At 45.4% G+C, this 22,674-nt stretch carries 19 protein-coding genes; 12 read left to right on the forward strand and 7 right to left on the reverse strand.

Features of this window, described 5'->3' with window-relative positions; translation table 11 throughout:
• Nucleotides 1–451 precede the first annotated feature (451 nt).
• From NB463_RS07765 to NB463_RS07785, 5 genes are all read right to left on the reverse strand, one after another.
• Nucleotides 452–1,369 (reverse strand): ParB/RepB/Spo0J family partition protein, encoded by a 918-nt coding sequence (locus NB463_RS07765; protein WP_258430877.1) that lies wholly within the window; start codon nucleotides 1,367–1,369, stop codon nucleotides 452–454.
• Nucleotides 1,366–2,139, reverse strand: a complete 774-nt coding sequence (locus NB463_RS07770) for a ParA family protein (protein ID WP_017634061.1) — start codon at nucleotides 2,137–2,139, stop codon at nucleotides 1,366–1,368. The genes NB463_RS07765 and NB463_RS07770 overlap by 4 nt, the downstream gene beginning before the upstream one ends.
• Nucleotides 2,140–2,142: 3 nt before the next feature.
• Nucleotides 2,143–2,382: a hypothetical protein gene (locus NB463_RS07775; RefSeq protein WP_017634062.1), complete on the reverse strand. Its 240-nt coding sequence runs from the start codon at nucleotides 2,380–2,382 to the stop codon at nucleotides 2,143–2,145.
• Between the two features lie 455 nt (nucleotides 2,383–2,837).
• Nucleotides 2,838–3,263: a hypothetical protein gene (locus tag NB463_RS07780; protein WP_054579116.1), complete on the reverse strand. Its 426-nt coding sequence runs from the start codon at nucleotides 3,261–3,263 to the stop codon at nucleotides 2,838–2,840.
• A 55-nt stretch (nucleotides 3,264–3,318) separates the two neighbouring features.
• Entirely contained in the window at nucleotides 3,319–10,038 is a 6,720-nt protein-coding gene (locus tag NB463_RS07785) for an SNF2-related protein (protein ID WP_258430878.1), read from the reverse strand.
• A gap of 381 nt (nucleotides 10,039–10,419) precedes the next feature.
• On the opposite strand from NB463_RS07785, the gene NB463_RS07790 reads away from it, so the two are divergent.
• Nucleotides 10,420–12,093, forward strand: a complete 1,674-nt coding sequence (locus tag NB463_RS07790; RefSeq protein WP_258430879.1) for a portal protein — start codon at nucleotides 10,420–10,422, stop codon at nucleotides 12,091–12,093.
• Between the two features lie 13 nt (nucleotides 12,094–12,106).
• Nucleotides 12,107–13,060, forward strand: coding sequence for a hypothetical protein (locus NB463_RS07795; RefSeq protein ID WP_258430880.1), 954 nt, complete (start codon nucleotides 12,107–12,109; stop codon nucleotides 13,058–13,060).
• Nucleotides 13,061–13,151: 91 nt separating this feature from the next.
• Here the strand turns inward: NB463_RS07795 and NB463_RS07800 are convergent, their stop codons facing one another.
• Nucleotides 13,152–13,505 (reverse strand): hypothetical protein, encoded by a 354-nt coding sequence (locus NB463_RS07800; RefSeq protein WP_258430881.1) that lies wholly within the window; start codon nucleotides 13,503–13,505, stop codon nucleotides 13,152–13,154.
• 550 nt (nucleotides 13,506–14,055) lie between these two features.
• On the opposite strand from NB463_RS07800, the gene NB463_RS07805 reads away from it, so the two are divergent.
• Both NB463_RS07805 and NB463_RS07810 read left to right on the forward strand, forming a co-directional pair.
• On the forward strand, nucleotides 14,056–14,976 hold the full coding sequence (locus tag NB463_RS07805) for a hypothetical protein (RefSeq protein WP_074190802.1): 921 nt from the start codon (nucleotides 14,056–14,058) through the stop codon (nucleotides 14,974–14,976).
• An 89-nt stretch (nucleotides 14,977–15,065) separates the two neighbouring features.
• Entirely contained in the window at nucleotides 15,066–16,142 is a 1,077-nt protein-coding gene (locus NB463_RS07810) for a replication initiation protein (protein ID WP_024703815.1), read from the forward strand.
• A gap of 1,843 nt (nucleotides 16,143–17,985) precedes the next feature.
• Here NB463_RS07810 and NB463_RS07815 read toward each other — a convergent pair.
• Nucleotides 17,986–18,264, reverse strand: coding sequence for a hypothetical protein (locus NB463_RS07815; RefSeq protein ID WP_258430882.1), 279 nt, complete (start codon nucleotides 18,262–18,264; stop codon nucleotides 17,986–17,988).
• A 94-nt stretch (nucleotides 18,265–18,358) separates the two neighbouring features.
• Between NB463_RS07815 and NB463_RS07820 the strand changes: the two genes are divergently transcribed.
• The 8 genes from NB463_RS07820 to NB463_RS07855 all read left to right on the forward strand — a co-directional run bounded on the left by NB463_RS07820 (nucleotide 18,359) and on the right by NB463_RS07855 (nucleotide 22,651).
• Nucleotides 18,359–18,790, forward strand: coding sequence for a hypothetical protein (locus tag NB463_RS07820; protein ID WP_258515976.1), 432 nt, complete (start codon nucleotides 18,359–18,361; stop codon nucleotides 18,788–18,790).
• Entirely contained in the window at nucleotides 18,765–19,067 is a 303-nt protein-coding gene (locus tag NB463_RS07825) for a helix-turn-helix domain-containing protein (RefSeq protein ID WP_017634072.1), read from the forward strand. Before NB463_RS07820 ends, NB463_RS07825 begins: the two co-directional genes overlap by 26 nt.
• 3 nt (nucleotides 19,068–19,070) lie before the next feature.
• Entirely contained in the window at nucleotides 19,071–19,610 is a 540-nt protein-coding gene (locus NB463_RS07830) for a single-stranded DNA-binding protein (protein WP_064369743.1), read from the forward strand.
• A gap of 3 nt (nucleotides 19,611–19,613) precedes the next feature.
• The gene (locus tag NB463_RS07835; RefSeq protein ID WP_206954367.1) at nucleotides 19,614–19,913 is read left to right on the forward strand and encodes a hypothetical protein; all 300 of its coding nucleotides are present in this window, start codon (nucleotides 19,614–19,616) and stop codon (nucleotides 19,911–19,913) included.
• Nucleotides 19,914–19,969: 56 nt separating this feature from the next.
• A complete protein-coding gene (locus tag NB463_RS07840) occupies nucleotides 19,970–21,373 on the forward strand; it encodes a hypothetical protein (protein WP_258430885.1) in 1,404 nt (467 codons plus the stop codon).
• Nucleotides 21,370–21,567: a hypothetical protein gene (locus NB463_RS07845; protein ID WP_169628928.1), complete on the forward strand. Its 198-nt coding sequence runs from the start codon at nucleotides 21,370–21,372 to the stop codon at nucleotides 21,565–21,567. Before NB463_RS07840 ends, NB463_RS07845 begins: the two co-directional genes overlap by 4 nt.
• A gap of 86 nt (nucleotides 21,568–21,653) precedes the next feature.
• Nucleotides 21,654–22,235: a hypothetical protein gene (locus NB463_RS07850; RefSeq protein ID WP_258430886.1), complete on the forward strand. Its 582-nt coding sequence runs from the start codon at nucleotides 21,654–21,656 to the stop codon at nucleotides 22,233–22,235.
• Complete coding sequence (locus NB463_RS07855; RefSeq protein WP_258430887.1) at nucleotides 22,235–22,651, forward strand: hypothetical protein; 417 nt, start codon at nucleotides 22,235–22,237, stop codon at nucleotides 22,649–22,651. The genes NB463_RS07850 and NB463_RS07855 overlap by 1 nt, the downstream gene beginning before the upstream one ends.
• Nucleotides 22,652–22,674 lie beyond the last annotated feature (23 nt).

Here is a 22,674-nt window from a genome sequence, read left to right on the forward strand (position 1 = left end):
ATTTTACGCAATAAAAAACCAGCAGGATGCTGGCGACTTGCGCCTGTTAAGTTTCGAGAGGCTAATCTCGACACCGGATTTTGCCAGTGCCAAAATAGATTAACTCCGAAAAAATAGGTTTTGCAAGTCGTTTTTTTAAATATAATTTTTTATATGCAATCTGGCAAGCAGTAAAATGTTGTTTTTAATGCTGCGTTCGGAATGTAATTAACCCCTAATCACCACAATAGAATTAACCAGAAAGGGCAGCGTTCCTCCCCTCCCTGTTTCGGGAAGGGAGGGGAGGAACGCTGAAACATTTTGATGACGAACTAGAGCTATTTGGCTGGCAAGACGTGCCGCTCGATCACTATTTGGTTGGTGTGTACCGTGACGGCGGGTACTACGTCTTAACGAAAAACGGGCAGCCTATCAGCCACCCGCTTTAAAAAAGTTTTCGCATGCGAGAACTTTACACGCGATAACCCACTAATTGAGCTTCACCAACTGGCACTTGCTCAAGTTCGCCATCATCAAACAGTACCGTTAGCTTGTCGCTATGCTTGCCAGATGCGAACACCAAACCATGACGACCATTAACCATGACACAAATACTGGTAGGCTTTTGGTTTGCTGTAGGCTTTTTGCTTACTGGTGTCTTATCGGTCTTTTCTGCTTTCTCGGGTTCGCTAGGTTTAGGGGTAACTTCCACCTCGCTATCTAGCTCGCCAGTACGCAGTTTTACACAATCTTGGCGCGTTAGCTTCTCGCCGCTTTCCAGTGCTTCACGAACGCGCTCAGAGTTATCGATGCTGGCTTTGCGTAGTTCGTTGATGGACTCAACATCACCAATAATCCCTTTTTTGAATGCTTCCAAAACAAAGTTAGGGGCTTTAAGCACATTTAGGTATTTCGAAATGTAGCCGTCTGATTTGCCAAGGCGCTTAGCTAAGCCACGGTTATCAAGATTGTGCTTTTTCTTAGCTTGGTCAAACGCCTTACCCAACTCGATTGCCGTTAAATCTTCACGTTGGATGTTTTCAATAAGCTGGCCAAAAATATCGCCCTTTTCACGGACAATACATTCAACGTGAGTCAGCTTGTCGCTCAACATAGCGGCGCGCCAACGTCGTTCACCCTCTTGGATTTTGTATCCCTTGCCATCGAACGGGTAAACAACGACAGGTTGAATTTGGCCGTTTTCTTCTAGGCTTTCGCATAACTCAAGTAGTGATTCATCGTTAAATTCTTCACGAACTTGCTCAACTGAATACAAAGAGTCTTTAGGGATAGCCAGCACTTTCGCTGCATCGCGGATTTCTACCGCTGATTCATCCAAGAGATTATCTAGGTCGCTAAGCTTGATTCGATCTCTTAAGCTTTTGGTCATGCTGTCACCTCTACCATGCGCTTGCAAAGTTCCTCACAAACCGCTGTAAAGCCGAATTTCTCAGCCGCTTTAGGGTTGGTTTCAATCAGTGCTTTGCCTTGGTTTAGAGCTTCACTTACGCGCGTTGTTTTAATCAGTTTGTTTTCAAAAACTAGGTTGCCGTACTCTTTACGAAGTTCCGCTTCCTGTTCGCGCTGGTCGTTTGTAATGTTGGCTTCGATAAGGTTTAGGACAATGCCTAATACTTCCAAGTCAGGGTTCATTCGACGGATTTGGCGCGAGGTCTTAACCAGCTCATTAACGCCTTTGATCGACATTTTTTGTGCTTGGCTAATGATAAGTAGCTTACTGGCCACAAGTAGCGCTGCATGCTGTAGCGCGTTCGCCGCTGGTGGACAGTCGATAAAGATATAGTCGTAGTCGTCTTTGATAAGGTCGATAGACTCAGCCACGTTTAAGATTTGTGATTGAGTAATGTTACCCATGCGCTTATCGCCGCCAATAACGTGTACGTTTTCGCTGACTTCGAAAGGTTTAGCCTTTACTGGATTTTCAAAAAGGTTGTAAGCGTTGTGTAGGCAGCTCGCAGATGTGTACTCTGGATTCTCGACCATTTCCGGTGCGATTGAGCCGCCTAAGTTGTTTTGTGGGTCAAAGTCCAGGAATAGACATTTGTTGCCTTGGCTAGCGATGCTAATGCCAAAGTTGTAAGTACAAGTTGTTTTACCAACGCCGCCTTTTTGGTTGGCAATCGCCATGATAATGCTCATTAATTAATTTCCTTTGCTGGTGGAATTTGTTTGCTGTTTTGGTTTGCTCAGTGCTACCTCAAGATCCTCGATATAGCACTGAACTACGTAATCAGTTGTACCGCCGCCGTGCATTGCTTTGTAAATAGCAGTGTGGCAAGGGCTTACACCCTTAACGCCATCAATGAGCTGCTTGGCTTTTCTGGTACTTCCTGCCTTTTGGACTAATTGATTTAATCTTTCGCATCGTTCCTTGGATGCCATATCAACGCCTCTCGATTGTTGTCACTGGCAACAGGCACACACTATACGTTGCCAGTAGCAACAGCACAAGAAAAAAAAGTAACAAACAGAACCGATTGCACAAGTTTTCGCATGCGAGAACATTAGATAAATTGTGAGATTGATTCCATGTGTTTTCGCATGCGAAAACTTTTTGACAATTCTATTACTTAACTAGGTTACAAAGAGCAGCGTCAACAGGCATAAGAAGGAAAAAGCACCTAGTTGCATAATTCATTGTTTTTAATAAAAAATATTGAAAAACCTGTTGAATATGAAAATTATTTCATATAAATTAAATTACAGATAGGCGGCAACAAAACTATTAGGGGTAGGATTGATTGCATCAAAGCTTATCTGTTCAACGTGCAATCCCCGCCATTTGTTCAGTGGCGGGGTTTATTTTTTCTATCTCAAAAGTTTTCGCATGCGAAAACTTAACGCATCGATTTGCTGTTAACACTCCACGCTTCGAGATTTACGTCCTCGATAGAATATTCAAATTCTTCATCATCGACGTAGTAGGTATGTAGGTTTGCTTGCCAGTAGCCTTTATCAACTTGCTCTTGCTGGTACGCCCACGCAGCACACAACAAAATCGCAGGGTCTTCGAAATTGAAGTGTTGCTCTGTGATCACTTCTGAATCGCTGCCAAGGTCATAACCATGCTTGGCCATGAGCGATTTAACCGCCCACCAATAAGCGCCATAGTGACGGTACATGAGCGGATTGGCTTTAAGTGTTTTGTAAATGCCATCTACTTGAGCTTGGATAAATGCTTCTTTGCTTTGCGCTGTTTCTAGCGCCTCATCGAGTAAGGGCTGTAGATCTTCAACGGTAGGCAATTTTACTTGGGTAATCATTGTTGTCTCCAAAAAGTTTTCGCATGCGAGAACTTTTCGCATGCGAAAATTTGAGTTAGGCAGCTTCGGCCATTGTGTTGTGAATGGTTAATAGCGATTTCGCTAGCAATTCCAAATCCGCTTTCGCAGAGATAAACCACCAGCCGCCATTAAATTCACTGCTTGCGTTTGATGCGAAGTCAGCGCCATACTCGGCCTTAGCTTCCTTGTCACCAGCGAACATCACTTTAAGCGAACCTTTAAGGCCATTGTTGTCCATCAAACCAATGCGCTCGTATGGCTCTACAACAATCTCTTTTCGGTTGCGACCGCGCTTAGGCTTCCAGCTAATTGGTGAAGTCACCATTTTAACGTCGATGCCAATGCCTGACATTAGTTCGCTAAACTTCTCGATGCTCTCTACGTTAATGGCAGAGATATTATCGATTTTCACTTTCTGCGTTTCGGTCACTTTAACCTCGGCCTTTTCCGGCTTATCCGCATTTAGGTACTTCTCGATAAATTCCTCACGCTGTGCGCTGCGATAAGTGAATAGCGAACCATACGCACCTTTCATGCGATTCAATGACCAGTCATCCGAGAAGATTAGGCCATCACCGGATAGGAACTCACGTTCGCCAATAGCGTGTAGGTCAGCACATACCTTAAGCATGGTTTCTTGTGAGTTTTCGCCGTAAATCGCATCGACCTTTTTCAGTAGGTGTGTATCGGTCGTTGGTTTGTATTGCGTCATCCAGTACGCGATCTGTGATAGACGTTTCGCACGGTCAGGGTCGTTAGCCACCAGCTTAGTGAAGTCAGCGAATAGCTTATCTTCCAGCTCTGTGCGGTATTCGCTAGAGCGTTCGGTCAGAATATCGGTGTAACGAGTGAACTCACGAGCCGATAGGCGGCGCGCTTCGTGTGCGTTGGTGTAACCTGTCCATTTCAAATTGCTTAGATGGTTATCTAGCTCTTTAAGGAAAGTGATAGACGTTTTGTAAGTCGTCTCTGCTTTCAGTAGCGCTTCTTGATAAAGCTCAGGGTGTTTTTCCTCGAATGCTTTGATCTCAAGTGTCACCAGTTCAACAACTTCCTGTTCGCTCACTTGGTTGCCGTTTTCCATCGCCTGTTTGTCCCAATCGCTACCGATAAAGAAACTTAGAATGTCGTGTTCCAACATCACGCGACCCTTATCTTCCAATTGCTTGGTTACTTGGTCGAGTAGGGCTTTCACGATCGCTTTATCGCTCGCATCTGGATAAATCAGCGTTTGGTCTGGTTCAACATCCAATCCCCACGGCGTAGAGAATGAACCGTCAACATTGCGCACCAAACAACGGCGGCTGTTACCGTAGGCTTTCATTTTCTTCTCTGCGACCAGTTCAAAGAACGTCTCACGGTCAAACGTATGAGCGACTTCACTTAGTGGTACACCTTGGAGCGCTTTTGCTTCTAGCGCAGCTCTATCCTGATTCACTGGCGCAATTTCAATGATGCGCTCAACAGGTAGATCGACGTAGTTGCGTGACGCAGGTTCGCCGTCCATTTCAGTAATAAAGCCGTCCACCGTGCCAGATTTACGGTCGAAGTTGGTGATCATGATTGTTGCTTTTGAATCGTACTCGGCGCTCCAAGAACGGCTCTTAACTTCGGCTTTGTAGGTGTAGCCATTACGCACAATCACGCCATTGCGAACAATGTACAACTCTGGATGAGTTAGGAAGTCAGGGTAATCCTTTAACACACCGTCATTGATGGCCAGCTCCATTGCTGGTTTCAATTTCTTGATGGTATCGCTCGCTTTGTCGCGGTTTTTGATCGCTGCTTCATAGGTTTTGATTTGGCTTTCTAGCGCAAACAGTCTGCCTTTGGTGCGTTGGTAGTTTTTGTGCTGCCAACTGCCGTGCTTCTCGCCCTCTACACGTAAGCGATCTTCTTCCACCTCTTTGCGTAGCGGCTCTAACTTCTCGCGTAGTTCGGCCAGCTCGCCCTCAACCGCTCTCACATCCAAAGCAAGCATTTGGGTGGCTTTGATGTACTTGCTAACGTTAATACTTGCTAGTCGGCGTTCCTCTAATTTGCGCTTGCGCTCAGCTTGACGCTTAGCCGCTTCGATACGGGCTTTCGCTTCTTCTGGATTCGCTGCCAGCATGATTGCAGTTTCGTCGGCTGCGTCTGCATCGGCGTTCGCAATGTACTTTTCATCACCTTTGAACATTGTCTCAATCCAAGTGGCTTTGCGTTGGATTGTGGCCAAGCGGAAATCATCGAATGAGCCTTTCGACGTGTAGTAGTGAACGTTCACGCTGTTTTGTTTAGAGCCAACACGCGCGCCACGGCCATTACGCTGTGTGATACTCATTGGAGTCCAAGGTAGCGTTAAGTGGTGAATATCGGTTGTGCCATGATGCAAGTTGATGCCAACTTCGCCTTTTTTATTGAGGATCATGAATTTGTATTTCGAGGTGTTGTAAGCATTGGCCATTGCTTCCAAACCCGCTTCCTCATCGTCCTCAGTCGCTTTAGAGCCTTTCTTACCCGCAACGGTATCGCTGTTCAAAATGCCGATTTCAGACAGCTTACAACCAACAAAATCCGCAATGATTCGCGCGACTTTCTTGTGCTGTGTTTTTTCTTCGGTGAAGACAAGCTGCTTACCGCCAGCCAGATAAATCTCGCGCGCGTTCTCAAGGAACTTGGCGTACTTAGGGGAGACAGGGTGCGTAAATTTCAACTTGGCCTTGTCACAAATGTTTGTGAATCGGTCATCAAGTTGCTGGTGGAGCTGAACCACGCAGTGATCGCCCTCGACCTTAACGCTCTTATCAACCTTAACTTGGATTTTGCTTAGCTTAACCGTGCCGTCTGGTGCCAAATCCTCAAAAGCGACCGTGACGGTATTTGGTAGCTTAGCGACTGCCGCCTCTACCTCTTTCTTGCTGTCCTTGGCGAATCGGTAGGTAACACGCTCATAGTACAAATCAAGGTCTGTACTTACCTTGTCCATTTTACGGATTAGGCCGAAAACCGTGTCGTTAGGATATTGCTCGACAATCTCTTGGTTTTCGTCTTTGTCTGGATTACTGATTGCGTCAGCGCGCTGGCGTAGTTCCTCATATAGCGCTTCCTGTTCGCTATTCATTTGGACAACGCTTTGCTGACTAATCAGGTCAGGAATGTGAACGTTGGCACCAACGGATTTAGCATCCTCGATCGTCATGTAGCGGTTAACGATGTTTCGAAGTGCGTCTAGGTTTTGGAATCCGAGTAGGGCTTCACGCTGTTCAACTTCGCCCGAAATCTTAGTAACCAGCGCTTCGCCAGTCTTACCAAACATGCGGATAAAGTCGTCGCTGTCAAAGATCCCCATCTTGGCAAACGTATCTGCCGGAATGATGTGGGACAGCATGTTGAACATATCAACAGGGCTGTTTACGGTTGGCGTAGCTGTTAGGAAGTAAACGCCTCGACCGTCATTGCGAGCCTTAATGACGTTGTTCTTAAGCTGCATATCGATAGCGCGATCGGCTTGCGCTTGGCTAGGCAAGAATGCCAGATTGTTTCGGTATGAGCCGCCCTTGTACGAGTTGCGGAAATCATGCGCCTCATCGACCATAACCGAATCGAATAGCAAGTCCTCAAAGTACGGTAGTTCTTCGTTTTTGGCCGTACCATCGTCAGCATATTTCGCTTCAAAACGCGCGTTCTTCGCTTGATCTGTGTGGCTTTCCGCTTCCTTAACTAGCTTGCTTGAACCAGCAATCAAACCAGCATCGCGCATTTCAAGCACGTTGGCCGAAATCGTGTCCGGCTTCAATGGAATGCGGTTGTACACGTCTTTTGTCATTACCACGATGCGAGCGGTTGACTGTGTAAGCTGGTGGAGCTGTTCTGCTACGCGCTTGCCGTTTGTGTCTACGGTCAGTTTGGCGCGCAAGATAGGATCGCCTTTCTTGTCTAACTTCGGTTCGCCCGTTTCATCTAATACCGGTTCCCGAATGATTTTTCCGTCATCGTCTTTGTGAACTTCAAGGCCGATAAATACCTTGTCAGATAGATTGCTTTCACCAAAGAACAGGTCGGACTCATAGAACCAGTTCTCTAACACGGATTTAGGAACAACGATGGCCACACGGTTGGCGCGTTTGGTTTCTAGGTTGTGCTGCACGAGGCCAAGGCCAGTGAGCGTTTTACCCAAGCCAGTACCAAAGGCAATAATGCCGTTACCGTCTGCACTGTGACGGCGAATCGTTGAGTTTTGGTAAGGTAGGAACTCAATCGCACCAGATACGCCATTTAGCGTTAGTGGTGAGTCATCAAACTCCGGCTTAATCCAACCGTTAAACGTATTGTTGTAAACCTGTTCCAAGTATTCTGAATGGTCAGATGATGCAATCCATGTAGAAAACTCATCATCGAGGCGGCGCATTTGTTCACGGATAAGTGATTTATCTTCGTTCTTACTACCGCCACGAACCGCACCATAGTTGATGTACGATTCAATTTGACGCTCAAATCGCTCATCGCTGTTCGCTGCTTTACCTTTCACGCCATTACGAGTTAGGCCATCAATCCATTCGCCATCACGCCAACGGTAGCCAGTAAGGTATTGGCCGGATTCGCTTTGTACGAAATCCTCAAAGCCGTCCTTATCCTCGGTAAAGTCGCCCAAGATAAATTCCGTGTAGCCACGGTCATGCAGGAACTCAAGCATGATGTTTTTAGGAATCCACTTATCGGTAAGCTTCATCTTCACATCGGCAATCGAGATCTTGTTTCGCTTAGATTCGATGGCTTGAATTTGGCGCATGATGTTAGCTTTCACGGTATCGCTGGTGGTCGATACTAATTGTGCGGTCAGCTGATCCATGCGCTTACCGACTAGGCCAGTCGTCGCTTTATGGAATGCCGTCACCGTGCCGTCAGGGTTTACCGCTACCTCATCCATGTTCGCTAGGTAATCAAGCAACTGCTCATCGCTCATCGCATCGATACCGCTTGCGGTGTAATACGTGCGAACGTCATGCAGTGTCAGTGTGGTTATGCCTAGTTCACGGTCACATAGATGGAACACGTCACCAATGCGAGACGAACTGTATTGAACGGTCAGCTCACGCTTAAGGTCGCCTTTGAGTAGGTCAGACAGTTTGCCCTTAGAATCGATCGATGAGTGGTAGTAATTCCATGCAGAGACGTACTTCTCGCTTAAGTTGCTTAGCGCTTTCTTCGATACCTTAGAGCCGCCCATTAGTGCGTTCAGCTCTAACACTTCGCCGCTTAACTTCACGCGATATTGTTCGGTCTGGAAGTCCTCCGCGCCCATTGCCATGTTGGCCAAGTCGCTATTGGATGTCGTTCGGCTACCAGCAACCAGCGTTGCAAGTGTTTGAACTTTCATGCCAAGTAGAATGCCTTTGTAAGCGTGTTCTTGGCTTGCTTTTGGCAGCTTGGCAATCTCGCGCATTAGGGCTTTAAAGTCGTCATGACACAAGTAACCGTAATCTTCGAAAAGCTTGAGCGCTTGGCTGGCCGATAGCTTAAGCATCGATTCAGCAGAGTAGGTGATAGAACCGATCTCATCGGTGTTATCTACGCCATAGGTCGCCTTACTGATAACGCCTGTTTTCTCATTGCTTTCAGATAGCTCCCATTCGCCATCAATCATTTCGTACTGCTGGCCATTGCGGAAAATCGTGTCGCCCTCGGAGTATTTTGCGCTCACTGGCTCGCTGACCGCTTCATCGAGCAACATCCAGTCAATGCGACTGTCAAAGCGGCGCATTAGCGACTCTTTAATATCCTCGTTAGAGCGGTTGCCACGCTTCACGACTTTGCGCGCAAACTTACCTACGCCCTCAACACTCTGTTCGCCGTTGATGAATTTCTTACCCTCACGCTCGAACCACTTGCCTTTAAGCCAAGTATTCCAAAGCACGTTAGATTCAATCAGCGTGTCACGGTCGGCACTATCAATCAGTGCTTTCGCTTGGTCGCTGTGTTTGCGCCAGATAACAAGGTCAGTCACTACGCCCGTATCAGAGAACGTACCCGTTGGTAGTCGGTGCGCGCCCAAAAACTCCGCTTTAAGTGCGAGTTGTGTACGCCACTTCTCAAGGTTTTTCGCATCACAAATACGAGTTGGCAGCACTAGGGCAATCAAGCCACCAGCTTTCGCTTTATCGATAGAACGAGAAACGAAATACTGATCAGCGTACTTAATGTCTTTGTACGCTTTGTCTTTCATCGCGCTAGCGTCTCGAACACCATAAGGCGGGTTGCCGATCACTAGGTCAAAGTCACCAATGCCAGGATTAGTTGCTACCGCTTCGAATGCTGATTGGATTACATGGTCTTCGGGGTGAAGAATTTGGTTGATGGCCGCTGAGGTCTGATCCATTTCTACGGATGTAGTCAGGGTGCCTTTAGGTTTGGTTTCGCTAAATACGCCCACGCCCGAACTTGGTTCAAGTACGCTGCCGCCAGTAAAGCCATAGGAACGAACTGCATCCCAAGTCGCGCTCGCCAGCCATTTAGGCGTGTAGTATTCGTTGGTGGAGCCACCGATACCGCCAAAACCTGTGTAGTCGCGCAGAGCTGCTTTATCTTCGGGTGAAACGTTGGAGTAGTCGCCGTTGTACTTGGCGAGAATATCTTTGGCTAGTTGGTTAGCCTTAAGGCGCTGGTGGCCTTTTGGAGTGTCGCTAATATCGACAGCGAGCAAGGCTTCAAACTGGCGTACCAGTTCATCGATTGTTGTCGCCTGTTCAATACTGCGGGTTAAATCAGTGTTCATTGAACTTGCCTTTTATTCATTGGATAAAAGCCAAAAAAAAAGTCGAGCTTTCGCCCGACTTTTTCCTTTCCTATTCCCCATCCCAAAAAAACGCCACTATCAATATCAATTTAAGTTAATGAATAATCTAAAATATCTAAGGAAGTAGATTTTTAGGGACGGGAGAATTATTCCGAACACGGAGGTTATCATCAAGAATAAAAATTAGTGTTTTTGGTGAGTAACCAAGATTCAAAGGCAAGCAATTGAACTTTGACTAAAAAAATTTAACGCATAGAAAATCAATCATTTATTAGCGTATTGGTCACATTGACGCGATGCGCTATCATCCAAGATCATCCCCATCCCTGTAGAAAGCGCCTCAACTAACCGAGGTCGCACATGTCGCAAAACAAGGCATCAATTGGGCTAGCGACAGCTTTAAAACAAGCGTTCCCTTTCTTTAACGAGAATGACGATAAAGAGAGCGGGATCAGTTTTGAATCTGGCGCTGGATACACGGGATCGCCATTCCACGATCGCGAAAACCAATTAGATGAAAGCAACGGCGCTCTGACCAATGACGGTCGAAAAAGCTCAGACCGCTTTTTTCTGCACAAGCTGCCGAAAGATCGCTTCATGCTATATCCGATACTCAAGGAAATGGCCGAGGACAGCACGATTGATGCCGCGCTCAATCTGCACCTTGGTCACGCTCTTTCGGTATCAAACGACAATGGCATGGCTGTGTATCTTCATCCAACCGATGAGAAGTACGCCGAGTACGTAGGCCGTCTTAACCGAGAGTTGCTAACTCCAATCAACGAAAACCTAATGAACTGGACGTATTCAACGCTGGTTTATGGGGTTAACTATGTTCGCCCATACACGAAAGAGGGCGTGGGTATTACTCACTTTGAGGCCAACTACTACACGTTGCCAAACCAAATTCGTGAGTACGAACGTTCGGGCGAGCTAGCTGGATTTACTGCGGAATATCTACAAACCAGAGCGAACGGCGAACAGGTACGCCTTGCCGAGCCTTGGGCGCTTATCCCACTAAAAATGCCAATCTGGCGACCAGATATGGATATGCCGCCAGTTAACTACACTGGCCAGCGCTACTCACTTTATGACGATGCGTATTCACGCATGCCAATCGAGACGCAGAACTACGGCACATCCATTCTTCTTACCTGTTTTGAGGCTTGGTCGATGCTTCGCCAGTCCATTGCAGCGCTCGGCGCAAGTCGTGTAAATGCTTCACTTATCGACCGCATGGTAGCGGTAAACACTGACGGCTTAGATGCTGCGGGAGCTGCGGAATACATCAACATGGTCGCTGACCAGATGAAGCAAGACCGTCAAGAGGTGGTAGACCGTTCCCGTAAGCTAGGTTTCATTCCAACAGTCATCAACACGCTATTGCCCTTTATGGGTGGTGCTAAAGGTGGCTTACAGATCGATACCTTTACCACTGACCCAAATATCTCCCACATCGAAGACATTATGTTTCACCTTAAACGCTTAGCCGGAACGCTTGGCGTAGACCCATCCATGCTTGGGTTTGGTGATCTTCTTTCTGGTGGGCTAGGCGAGGGCGGTTTCTTCCGCACTTCTATTCAATCAGCACTACGCGCCAACCAAATCCGCGCAGCCGTGGTGGCGTTCGTTAAGCGCGCTATCGACATTCACACCATCTATCGAGACGGCAAGGTGTGGAACGACAACGATATGCCATTCGAGATCCGATTTAACTCTCTCAATACTGCTATCGAGCAAGAGAAGTCGGCGGCAATGGAGTCGCAAGCGAACTATGCAACCATGCTGACTACTGTGCTTGACCTTATCGAGCAATCCCCAATCAGCAAGTCCCCGAAACTCAAAAACCATCTTTATACGTCCGTTGTTGGCCTCGATTCCGAGCTGGCCAATGAAGTCATTTCCGAGCTCGCGGCTCAAGTGGCCAAGAACGACAAGATGATGGAATCCATTGGCATGACTAACCAAAGCGAAGCGGAACGATTCGTTAGAGACGTAGTTCTCGACCTACTAACCGAAATCCAAAGCCGTTAATGGAGAAAAGAAAGTGACAGCAAAAGCACTTAAACAAGTATCCGACCGTTTCAGCCTATTCAATGACGGTCGAAAACTTAGCGCCAACAAGCGCAATTACATCATCAAAGCCGTGCAAGCGATGATCAACAGCCCACGAACTAAAGAGCTACTGCGACTAGGTGAGGCGTATGGTTACTATGGCCATCAATCCCGCCAACGCGCCAATAAGCTCTCAATCGGTGAAACTGAGGTGATCATGATTAATGGTCGTCCGGTTGTGGTAGAAAACGTGCCATCTAACCGCACAATCTCTATCACCTGTTCAGATGACGGTATTGTTGAACACACTCAAGAGTTTTTAGATACCGACACAGGCCGTATTGCTTTAGGTTTGCACAATAGTCGTGCTGGTGGTTGGAGCTGGGCGACTGGTGGCCAAGATACACGCGAGGCATCGATCACTACTTCATATCACGGTATGGATTACGTATTGCAGCCGAACTATATCAGCCTAGACCATCCGGCCATGATGATGGAAAGTGCGAACAGCGAGCAAATGATCCTCGAATCGCTACAGGAACAAGGTTTTGATGAGGAATCCGCGCGTAATATCTACGCGAACATGACTCAACAGACCAATGTTGAGCTTGTCGGTGATCTTACTAACCAGCTTATGTACCTAGAAAGCGTGAACGCAGAGTTGCGTGAAAAGGTAGAGCAAAACGCTAAGGCAACCTCGATGCTGCTTGATGTTGTGGACTCTTTACCTATCTATGTGACCGATGCGCAGCGCAAAGCGATCGCCAACATGGCCAGCAAGGAAGATCATCAAGTGGTGCGAGCTATGTTTGAGTCGCTATGTTCCCGAAAAATGGCGACTTTACCGACAAATAGCTATGTTCCAGTAGAGCAAAAAGTGAGTGTTGCGCCTCAAATTAAACAGCAGTTCGTCAACTTCGGATCTTCGGCACGAAAATTCCAATAAGCTGATCAATCAAAAAGCGCCACCAGAGATTAGCAATCAAGTACAAAAAACAGTCAATTTAATCGAAAATTCTGGTGGCCAATTCGGAATATTATAAATCACTAGGAGCGACAGGACGCAAGTAGAGTTTATCTTTCTTAAAGTGCGTAGGTCGCCAGTCCCAACCAGCGATAGATACGCTATCTCGCGCGCCAGCAATATACGACACTGAGCGCAAAATATTGATACCCTTATCAAAGTTAATCGCCTTGTCGGCCTTTAGAACGAGTCTACCGTCTTTTTGGCTATGCAAACCAAAGGTGCAACCGGAGATTGTTACTAACAAATCCAACGGTAGCACTGGTGCGTTCTTTTTCGGGAACTGTCGGCGCTTAAACTGTTGTTTTAATTGGTCAACTTGAGTTTCTAATTGCTGTTCAGCACTTGGTGGGGGAGTAAATTTCATCACAGAGTTATCCACAAAATCTATCGTGTTCGGAATACTAACACGCCTAAAAGGAGTTTAAATAGATAAAATTTTTGGTAAACTCTAGCGCCAGATGGTAACGCCCTTGTTCGGAATTGCTTTGATATGGAGACTTGTTTGATTAACCATTTACGATCAATAATAGGGGAGTTTTTCTGTAATTAGATCATGGCGATGCCGTGATAGAGAGACAGTGATTCGATTTCGGGCAACAGAAAATAAAAAAGCCCGCTTTGGCGAGCGGGCTTTCTTACTAAAATCGAGCTTTAAGCGGCAAACTTAAAGCGTCACGACAAACGAACTTAAGGAAAGTCATTATGCCGTAATGAATTAGACCGAAGCCTAATCAACTGAGACATTTTAGTTTGGCGACTAATGCCTCAAATAGTTAGTAATTAATTTAACAACTAAGATTGTTTTGAGCACCAATCTTAGCGAGCGTTAAAATTACACAACACAAGACAGGTGTAATTATAACGTTCAAAGAGATCGGTGGCAAATTTTTGCGCCTTTTTTTTGAGCAAATTTTATGCAAATTACACCACTTTTGCTGAATCCTCGTTACTGGAAGTCAGGATTCAGAACACAAGCTTCCAATATCAAAGCCAATAAACCATTGGCACAACGTAAGCTTGCTTGCCTACTAGAAACTATCTCAAGCTTTATCCTTAAGCATGGTCACACTTGCTTTGCTTCAAGCGATACCTTAGCGCGCACCTACAACGAGAACTGTCACCGTTACGGTTGTAAGCCAATCATAAAGCGCACTATTGATAATTACATCAAAATAGCTAAAGAACTTGGCCTGATCGCTTATGGACAGCCAAAGCGGAACGATCACACAGGTCAGAATCAACGTCACATCACTCTATGCGTTGATGGCATCCAAAACATGTTCACTGGTGCATACAAATACGCGCTACAAGCGGCAGAGAAGTTTTGTAATAGACAAAAATTGCATTTAGGGGGGGCTTCTGTGGAAAAACCTCTTGAGGCCAGTTCTGACAAGGCTTGCGAGCAATCAGACAAAAACAAAAATTGCAGCATAAATACAAAAGATCTCTCTACAGAGAGTAAAAATAAAATTAATAACGGTATCCCATCTGATTCTTGGTTTTTGAAAATCTTCAAACGTGACGCAGATGAAGTAAAACAACTTCAATTAGCTGCTAAGCAAGGCCGCCTATCAGCTAGTGGAGCTCGTCGTGTTATCAAGCTGTACAACAAGCACCAACAGCCTTTAGCGCCTAAGTTCGTGTCATACCTTAAGTTTGTGATTGCTAGCTGGCACAACAAGGCTGCAAGCGCCGTGAAAGCTAGCGTGAACAAGGTTCGTGATACAGCTACCATACTAGCAGAGTACATGAACACCATTTCCGAGAAAGAGTCTCAAGGCTTGGTTGAATACTATCGTGACGCAGTAGGGCGAGTACAAATCAGGTATCTGTAATCACTGCTTGATGTGAGTATTTCTATACATGCGCGACCTAAAATGTGTCATAATTACCTAAATCTTGTTATTTATGGATATGCATTTGCATGAGTGATGAAGAATATTTCTACCCTGCGGTAAGCGATAACCTCCCGAAACATATCAAAAAAGGCCATCAACTGGTCTTTAGTCGTCAAGATCTATCCGCTAGGGAAGCTGATATGTTTGCGTTGATGATTGCACATATGAAACCAAACGACTGGGATCAGAAAACACCACACTATGAATTTACTTCACATCAATTATCAGAGTGGTTAGGTGTTGAGTCTAAACATATCGGTAGCAACTTAAGTCCAGTAGCGAACCGCCTAGCTAGTCGAAAAATCGGGATAAAGGTGGAAACCCCGAAAGGTGATATTGAATTCGACTATAGACCTCTTTTTAAACATATCGCTTATAAACACGGCATACTTACGATGGTTCCTAACGATATGCTTAAACCAGAGTATATTGAATATAATCAAGGATTTGCTCTGATTAACACTCGCAATTTCTTTGAGGTAAAAAAGGAGTACTCTAAGCGCTTGTACGAACTGCTTAGTCGTTTCAAAGACAAGGGCTTTGAAATGCATGCGCAAAAGCTTAGTGAACTGAAAGGAATATTTGGGCTTTTGGACGAATCAGGGAAGCTGAAAAAAGATAAAAGTTCCTTCAAAAACAACAGCGTATTTATGAAACGTTGTATCCGGGAAAGTATTAAAGAACTTTCTGAACATCCTCAGATTAGCAAAGAGCTTCTATTTTTAGAAAGTAGCCAGGGTGATAAGGGGTTTGAGGTTGTAAAGAAAGGTAGAACCATTACAGGAATCAAGTTTCTCTTCCGGTGGGTTAAGCTAGGTTCAATTGATGAACTAAATCAACACGATGCTCTAAAGACAATTCGACAACTCGAATTGAAAAGGCTTCAAAACCAAGTCAGACTCACCGAGTCTGAACTAGAATCACTTGCCATCGCGTACCGCTATGTGGGTAAAGAAGACCACGCTCTTAAAGTTGAAGATAGCTTGTCAAAACGATACTCAGAAAAAGAGCAACAAAAACATGATGATGGAATACATGAACTAGAGTCGTTAATGGAAAAGATAGATACCCTTTCAGAACTAACCGATACTCACGATTACTGATAGCTAACAAGTTTTAGGTCATGCGCTCTATAGATGACATTTTTTAGGTTGAAATGAGCTATGTGACACATTTTAGGTATGTAAGCGAGAATCCGACGTGATCATTGACTCGAAAGTAAAAAAAACCGAACAAGACTTCGATATAACCATCTCACACACCTAAAATATGTCATTTAAGAAAATAAACACCTAAAATATGTTACCCAATCACCTGATATATGATCACTTTCACCTAAATTATGTTGCATTAAAGCCTGTAAGAAGATCACAAACACCTAATAAATGATCAATTAAGCCTAGATCTTGTTACTCAAAGACCTAAAAAAAGATCTTTAAAAGATTTAAAGCCCATTAATATCAATAACTTACAATTCCTATAGATCTTATAGATCTATAGTTACCATAGATTAATATAGTTAAATATAGATCTTTATAGCGTATGTGGATAACTGGAAAATCAAAGATTTACACAGTTTCCCACATACACAACAAGTTTTTGTTGTTTAGATGAGTTAATGATCCTAGCTATAGACAACGGCGTGCTACAAGTAGTGGTAGGTCAATTTCCAATCTAGCTTATAGTAGCAGGGACTATGAAAGGCAAATTGGGCTGGCATAACCGAATAGCGATCGCATTTGTGTGAGTTCTTGACAAAAACACGAATTGACAGGAAATATTAATTGTTGGATAGTTGTAAGTGTGCTCTAGAAGCAACAATGTACTTCTAGAGCTGCGTTGGTTAACCGAATAGTGCTTGCACTATAACGGCGACTAGATTGATTATCGCTATAAGCAGTTCAATTAAATTTACCATTTGTTCCCCTGATAAGGCTCATGGTGAAAGACAACGCACAAGGGTTTTTAATGGCGGCCACCATTGATTACCCGTATGCACGAAGTGAAGCTTTCTAGCTGCTTCGAGCTTGGTTGGTGATTACATAATTACCTCCTAATTAAAGGTTGGGTTCTTCGAATCCAGCCTTTTTTTATATTCTTCACACCATCAAGTTTATTAGGGAACGTTTTGTTCCAAGTCTTGCTGTGCCTAGTATTCCAGACTTTTTGCCAATTTTGCAAACGCCCAAACGCGTTGGCTATCTGTTTCGGGTTTAGGAGCATGAAAACTCCCAAGTCCTTATGTCCCATTGTTATCAGATAATTCCCCTCTCATAAAGAAACGCTTTGAAAAATATTCATTTCTCTACATGAATCGGGATATGAGCAAAAGTTTTATCAAATAACTAATACTTGTTTCCGACTATCTGCTTGATGGCTATCTGAAAAGAGTGCCGCCGCTTCCAGAAGAAGTATCAAGCGCCTTTCCCATTCCATACAACCACTATAAGTCACTATAGGGCTGTATAGCACAACAATTCTTAAGGTTTTTGGTGGTCTACTCCTTTGCTACTACTTGCATAAAACAGGTTAAGTGTTGGCAGTATTAAACTCAACTATTTGACGACGATTGCAGGTGAAACGATCCGGTATCACGTATGGCATCTGTTTTTCACTATACCGCTATTTTAAATGGAATGCGTGCTAACAGAACCTTACGGACGAGGTTTCTTGATGAATCAATTCAAACTAGCTTTCGCGATTGATGCTTTCTAACTTTGACTTTGTTTTTTATAAAACGACAGTATTGCTTTTTGTTTTGGTTATTTTTTTTGTTTCTGGTGTTCGTTCTATGAAATTCCGAATGTAAAGCGCTTTCTCTATAAGTGGTAGATTTTTTTTGCGCCTTAAATTATTGAGTGTTCGGATTAAGTATTGAGGAAAAAAAAGCTTCGAGTTTCCCCGAAGCTTTCCATTACTCTTATCCCGATAGCTAAACGTATCCGTCTATGCGAGGTGGATTTTATCATCATCCACTTTGAAAAGAGAAGTGTTTATCTTGCTAAGTAGCTTATCTACAGGGATTTTCCACTTTTTACACAAGTCATATAGGTTGTTCTGACCGCTCTTAATTGCATTGGCCAAAGCGAAGTCTAAGACGCTGTTCGAGGTGTTGGTCATGTACTCTTTAACGTCTGCTTGGATTTGGTCGTGAACTTTTTTGCTGTTGTTCTCTGACATTTGCTGATTCCCCATATGAGTCTGTTTGCCTGTTTGCTGAGACAAAAATATATCGTTTCGTTTTTTGTATCAATACTTTTTGTATTGTTTTTTAAGTGGGTTTATACTCCACATAAAATTGATGTGTTCGGAATAAATGGTGGGTAAGGGAATTTCTGAAATTAAGCGTTCTCAACTGGAACAACGGCAAAGAGAGCGAGACGAAAGTTCACCATCAATCCTGGATACATTCGAGGGCATAGAGCTTACGGACGAACGCGAAGCTCTGGCGAACCGGTTACAAGATGCCGATGTGACATTGGACGACAAACCGGATCGCTGCCCGACTTGCAATGGCACAGGTTACACCAAGTCGTTATTTAGCAAGTGGGAGTGCTGTAGCTGTTTTGGGACTGGTTACGACCTTTCCGAACCGGTTGCCGTTATCAAGTGGCAAAAGCTCTGCCTCGATTGGTCAAAGAATCGGTTACATGAATATCGCGTTGCATTGATTAAGGCGACTACAACCGAGGAAGAACGACTAGCAAGTGAAGTGGAGAGCTTCTATGAAAATGCGAGACGCAAAGACTAAACAGGCCGCTCGAATCCAATCGCTTGAGTATCGACAGCAACGTGCAGCGCGAATCAAGCGAGCGAGACGGCATGCAGATTTAACCATACTCGAAATGAGCAGGTTAATCGGGTTATCACCAGACACTTATCGAAAAATCGAGAATGGCGAGGTGAACCCAAGGGTGCAAAACCTAGAACTGATAGCGGTCTACACAAGTACAGACGTGGGTTATTTGTTCTTTGGTGATGCGATTTCTAACAGAGACGAAGCGGTAAAGAGAGATACCGGAGAATAACGAATGGCTTCAAGAGGCATTAACAAGGTCATTCTGGTTGGTAACTTGGGGTCAGATCCCGAAATCCGATACCTACCAAATGGCGGTGCAGTAGCGAATATCACGATCGCTACATCCGAAACTTGGCGCGATAAAGCGACAGGGGAGAACCGAGAAAAAACCGAGTGGCATCGAGTGGTGTTGTTCGGCAAGTTGGCCGAAGTTGCGGGGGAGTTCCTACGCAAAGGGTCACAAGTTTACATCGAGGGTCAATTGCAGACTCGCAAATGGAAAGACCAGCAAGGCCAAGACCGTTACAGCACAGAGGTAGTAGTTCAAGGCTTTAATGGCGTGATGCAAATGCTTGGCAATAACCGAGCTGGTGGCCAGCAACAACAAGGCGGTTGGGGTCAACCTCAACAACCACAGCATTCACCACAGCAACAGGGTGGTTGGGATCAATCTCAACAGCAATACGGCGAGCCACCAATGGACTTTGACGATGAAATACCGTTCCAGAACGAGTTCCGTCATTACAAGATGCTGAGTTACGTGGCGGCTTAAACGATGAGTAAACAAAATTTAGCGTTAGCAACTCAAGACGACTTACTGATTGTACTGCGTCGAATGACCACTAAAGCGCTTATGGAAATGCGCGAAGCGACAGGCGAAACGGACTTTACTGACACACCGAATGCTTTCTATTTCAGTAACCGCGCAATCGCGGCAGAGGTAAACGGGTGTTCGCGAGAGGTGGCCAATCTAATCCAAGAAAGTGATCTCGACTACGTTCACAAAGGTAGCGAAATACTGGTTTGGCTGGATGACTTAGAAGAACGCCTTGAGCGCTTTGCTAACCAAGAATAAGAAAACTTTAACCCTATTCCCTTATCCCAATTTTTGAGTAGTAGAGAAAATTTCCTATGAGCGATGTTTTTACTGTAGAGCTTCCTTGGGGACTTCCTGAAAATTCGCCAATTGAAATCAAAGAATTTGAGATCCCGCTTGTTGGTTTGATGCAGCACATCATCGATGACTTGCAATTCAAACTATCCCAACGCACGGCCAAGGCCGACGAGGCGCTAAAGCAAAAATATCAGGCAATGCTTGATGAACGTACCGAAATCCTTGCAGCGCGTGACCGCGCAATGGCTGGTACTGAGGTGATGCGTAAAAAGCGTAACGAAGCCGAGCAGATTGCAGCCGAGCTACGCAAAGAAAACGAGCGTCTAGGTAAGGACAACCAACGCCTAGAAGCAGAGATCAAACGCCTTACCACTGAGTTGCGTCACGCTCAACAAGAACTGGACGGCATTCCTAAGCTGGTGGAGAACAAGGTAGCCGCTGCATTGGCTAACCAAGTGGCATCATCTGGTGAACTGGAATCGCTTAATCAGCAACTTGAGCGTGTTCAAGAGCAACTACGCATTGCCGAGGACAAACGCAAAGCAACCGCCGCTAAGAACGTGACACTGGATGAGGCATACAAGGCCACTGAATCAGAGCTCACCAAGAGCAAAGAGCACATCGAAATGCTAAGTGAGCTGGTGGCGACTCAAACCGAGCAAATCAACAGCATGAGCGAGGGATTGAAGAACGCTGACGAGAACTATCACTATGTGATGCACAACATTGATGAGGTGTTGGCCTACGCAGCGATCATTGCTCACGAAAACGAAGAACTGCGCAACGACAACCTATATCTAGGTGAAGCGGTTCAATACCACGATCTTAAATCCGTTTGGAAAGGCGGTAACTGGCAAGCCTACATGCTTTGCAAGGCGACAGCGATTCAGCCTCAAGAGGGTCTAGGCAAACCGGATCAGCGTTTTGGTCTGATTTACCTAATGAACACGCATACCGGAGCTGGCCACACGGCTTACATTGGTGAAGATGGTTCCCTATGTATGTCTAAGCTGCTACACGAATCGTGCGTACTGCCACAAGAGTATTGGGAAGAATTTACCGAGGCCGCTAAGCAAGTACCAGTAGACCAAATTGAGCGAGCTTTAGATCGTGCAGTTAAGCGCACAAAGAAAGTCGTGAGTGTGGCCAAAGTCCTCGATTTGGATTGGTGTACCCAAGTGAACCTAGTAGAGATTGCGCAGCGCTTAAGTGATTACGTGCCTCAACATGAGCTAAACCGAGCGCTAACACACATTGAACGTGCGAAAGAGCTTGCACCACGCAGCGTAAGCCTAATTAAGCGCATCAACAAACGATTCAATACAGAGTACGCGCTGCATTCCGCTGGTGGCCGTATTCCAGATTCACCAAAGAAACCAAGCAAGCCTAAACGTAACCAGAAACGAGGTAAGCGTAAGTGAGCGAGACATACAAGCCATTTTCAGCCGTGCTAGTGACGTACCAATGCGATGACGAGCAGTGTAAAGGCAATGTAGTTCGATTAGGTAAGGTGCGCGTCGATAATGAGTTTGCGCATCGATGCGAGAAATGCAGCAAAGGGTACATGCTGGAAAAGGAATACCCACACTTGGCGCACCAAAGCCACAAATACTGAGAAGAATTTAAACCTGCAAGGGATACGCTCCCTTGCTTTTCCTACCCCTAATAAATTGTTTAAGCCAGAAAGCGAGAGGCATGAGCATGAACACTCAAGAACAGTTCGAAACATCCTGCGAAGTTAACACAATGATGGTCGGTTTTAATCCCGAAACAGGCGGAGTGGTTTTGATGGCTCCCTATTATTACGACCATTACCGCGCTGTGCGTGATGTGGTTCTTCAAGCAATTCCAATGCACGTAAGCAAGGTGTACGAGTATGACGAGAACGACAAAGATGCAGTACCGCCTCAAGTAGTCGTGGGAGTAGCGACCAAGATTGCTGAAACGCTACTGATGGACAGCAAGCTATTCCAATTGGCGATGAGTGCCGCTAATGAATTGGAATATGTGTACAAGGGGGAGGAAGAATTTGATCCCGAAATGCACTTGCCTTTGGTGTTAACGAACCTATCTCAACAAGCTTGCGATTACCTGACGAATGAGCTCAAAGACAACATTAAATCGGCAGATGATCGCCTTGGTGGTACGTCAGAAGAAACTAAGCAGATGCTTAGCCTTGTTATGGATATGCTTGACATGCTGAAAGTGGAAACCAAGCCGGATTCAACCGTAGAAGTTAAGAACGTTCAACGAGTTGTAGCTAACGGGGAGACTATTCACTGATGCTGAGAAAATTTACACTAGCGGCGGCCTTGCTGGCCGCTTTTCAAGCGCATTCAGCGCCAGTAGTAACCCCTGTTCGAGTTGCACCTATGCCAGTTCGTGTTGCTCCTGCGCTTGTTCGTCCGGCAACGCCAATCAAAGCATCCACCAGCACAACAAGCACGGCGGCGAATACTGCTTTAATGATGACCGTGCCAATGATTGTTGCTAACAGTTCTGCGGCACAAACCGATTCTAGCGGCTCGCTGGTGGTCAATCCGATGTTCTTTACGGCTTGCTCGACAGAGCAGTATGAGAGCGCCTTGGTATTCCAAGAGGTGTGCAAGGTAACGAGAGGTATCAATTCATCGTATTTCGTTCTTTCGAGAGTGCGACCGAGTGGAGTCTGTAGAGGGCTTACAACCAATCAAACCTGAGTATAAACACGTATTTTTTAAGA

The sequence above is a fragment of the Vibrio sp. RM-41-2B genome (assembly GCF_024744415.1).
Lineage (GTDB): Bacteria > Pseudomonadota > Gammaproteobacteria > Enterobacterales > Vibrionaceae > Vibrio > Vibrio diabolicus.